1 protein-coding gene and 1 pseudogene are annotated in these 2,915 nt (G+C 68.8%); both read right to left on the bottom strand.

Annotated features, from left to right (window positions below):
- Positions 1–2,048, bottom strand: a pseudogene (locus tag ACIBNE_RS41105) (type I polyketide synthase); the annotation flags it as partial.
- Positions 2,049–2,079: 31 nt separating this feature from the next.
- Positions 2,080–2,915, bottom strand: an 836-nt coding sequence (locus ACIBNE_RS41100) for a phosphopantetheine-binding protein (protein WP_399281210.1), incomplete at its 5' end; no start/stop codon positions are given.

Here is a 2,915-nt window from a genome sequence, read left to right as displayed (position 1 = left end):
GCTCGGGTGGCGACCAGGGTGCAGGCGTCTTCCAGGTTCAGTACGCCCGCGACGTGTGCGGCCGCGAGTTCACCGATGGAGTGCCCGGCCAGGAACTCAGGGACGACACCAAAATGTTCCAGGAGGCGGAACAGTGCCGTTTCCAGTGCGAAGAGGGCTGGCTGGGTGTAGAGGGTGTCTTCCAGCAGTGCGGCTTCGGGGGTGTCCTCGTTGGCCCACATCACGTCCCGCAGCGGTATGTCCAGGTGCGGGTCGAGGAGTGCGCACACCTCGTCCAGAGCCTTGGCGAAGACTGGGTAGGCGGCATGCAGCTCGCGTCCCATGCCCAGGCGTTGTGATCCCTGCCCGGAGAAGAGGAACGCGGTCTTGGCGGTGGCGGCTGCTGACCCTCGTACGACATGAGGTGCTTCCGTGCCCGTGGCGAGTGCGTCCAGGCCGGCCAGGAATCCGTCCCGGTCCTCGGCTAGCACCGCGGCCCGCTGCTCCAGGTGGGTTCGTGTGGTGGCGAGGGAGAAGCCGATGTCGGCGAGCGGGAGTTGGGTGTCGGTGGCGAGGTTCTGTAACTGCCGGGCTTGGTCGCGCAATGCGTCGTCGCTCTTGGCGGAGAGTGTCCAAGCGAGCGGTCCGCCCGGCCCCTCCGGCTGTTCTTCGGGCGCCTTGCTCGTGACCGGGGCTTGTTCGAGGATCACGTGGGCGTTGGTGCCGCTGATTCCGAATGAGGACACCCCGGCTCGCCGGAGCTCCCCGGTCTCCGGCCATGAGCGTGCCTCGGTGAGGAGGGAGACCGCGCCGGACGCCCAGTCGACGTGGGGGGTCGGCTCGTCGACGTGGAGGGTCTTGGGGAGCACTCCGTGGCGTATGGCTTCGACCATTTTGATGATGCCGGCGACGCCTGCGGCGGCCTGGGTGTGGCCGATGTTCGACTTGATCGATCCAAGCCACAACGGGCTTTCCGCGTCACGGTGTTGGCCGTACGTGGCGAGCAGCGCCTGCGCCTCGATGGGATCGCCGAGTGTGGTGCCCGTGCCGTGTGCCTCGACCGCGTCGACCTGTCCGGAGGTGAGGCGGGCGTTGTCGAGGGCGGCCTGGATGACGCGGCGCTGGGAGGGGCCATTGGGCGCGGTGAGTCCGTTGCTGGCGCCGTCCTGGTTGACGGCCGACCCGCGCATGACGGCGAGGACGTGGTGGCCGTTGCGTTCGGCGTCGGAGAGCCGTTCGACGAGGAGCAGGCCGACGCCCTCGCCCCAGCCGGTGCCGTCGGCGGACGCCGCGAACGCCTTGCAGCGGCCGTCTTGTGCGAGCCCCCGTTGGCGGCTGAACTCGATGAACGTGGAGGGGGTGGCCATGACGGTGACGCCGCCCGCGAGGGCCAGGTCGCATTCGCCGTTGCGCAGTGCCTGCGCGGCCAGGTGCAGCGTGACCAGGGAGGACGAGCAGGCGGTGTCAACGGTCAGGGCGGGGCCTTCGAGCCCGTACACGTAGGAGATCCGGCCCGAGGCGACGCTCGCGGACACGCCCGTGGCCAGATAGCCCTCGACGTTCTCCGTGCCCGAGAGGAGGCCGCGGGTGTAGTCCTGCCCGTTGGTGCCGGCGAAGACGCCGGTACGGCTGCCCCGCATCGAATCGGGGTCGATCCCCGCCCGCTCGAAGAGCTCCCAGGACGTTTCGAGGAGCAGGCGCTGCTGCGGATCCATCGCGAGCGCTTCGCGCGGGCTGATGCCGAAGAACTCGGCATCGAACTCGTGGGCGTCCTGGATGAACCCCCCCTCGCTCACATAGCTCTTCCCGGAGCTCGCGGGGTCGGGGTCGTAGAGCGACTCCGCGTCCCAGCCGCGGCTTGCCGGGAAGCCCGAGAGCGCGTCCGAGCCCGATTCGAGCAGCCGCCAAAGGCCTTCCGGGGAACGTACGCCACCGGGGAACCTGCACGCCATGCTCACGATGGCGATGGGTTCACGGCTCTTGGCCTCGACCTCCTGCAGCCGCTGATTGACCTGACGCAGATCCGCGGTCGCGCGCCTGAGGTAATCGCGGAGCTTGTCTTCGTTCATGAGAAGGCCGCCTCCTGGGCAGGGTTCGCTGTCATTCGTGGGTGCGCGCGATACCGAGTTCGTTTTCCAGCACGTCGAAGAGTTCGTCGTCCGAGGCGGAATCGAGGTCGTCCTGCGGGACTTGGCGCGGCGCGTTGTGCGGGTCTCCGTCGAGCTTCCAGAGCAGGGCACGCAGGCGCGCCGCCACTCCTGGACGTAGATCGCTGTCGGGGGCCAGCGAAAGCACGGTCGCCTCGAACTGTTCGAGTTCCGTGAGTGCGGCGCTCGGCGCGGAGCCGTCGGTTCGGAGTTCCGCGTGCAGCCGATCCGCGAGTGCGGCGGCGTTGGGATGGTCGAAGATCACGGTCATGGGCAGCTTGAGTCCGGTGGCGTTGTTGAGCTGGTTGCGCAGTTTCACCGCGGCCAGGGAGTCGAAACCCATCTCCTGGAACGCCCGTTGAGCGGCTATGGAGTCCCCGGAGGGGTGGCCGAGCACCATGGCGGTGTGCGTGCGGACCAGTTCGAGGAGCAGAGCTGCCTGATCCTTCTCGGCGAGCACGGAGAGGCGCTGCGGCAGTGACGGCTCGGCACGGCCGCGCCTGCGCGGCGCCGACCGTTCGACGAGTCCGCGCAATGGCGGTGGCAGCACCCCGAACCCGGCCGCGGCGCGCAGCGCACGCAGATCGAGCCCGATCGGAGCGAGGTGCGGACGCCCACTGGCCAGCGCGGCGTCGAAGAGCGCGAGGGCCTCGTCGGTGGGAAGGGCGGTGATGCCACTGGACTCCATGCCCTGGTGGTGTTCGTTGGTGAGGGTGGTGGTGATGGTGCTGGTTTGTTGCCAGAGGCCCCAGGCGAGGCTGGTGGCGGGGAGTCCTTGGGTGTGGCGGT

This window comes from Streptomyces sp. NPDC050504 (genome assembly GCF_044458065.1).
In the GTDB taxonomy this organism is placed as follows: domain Bacteria; phylum Actinomycetota; class Actinomycetes; order Streptomycetales; family Streptomycetaceae; genus Streptomyces.
This window is presented reverse-complemented; position numbering and strand designations above follow the sequence as displayed.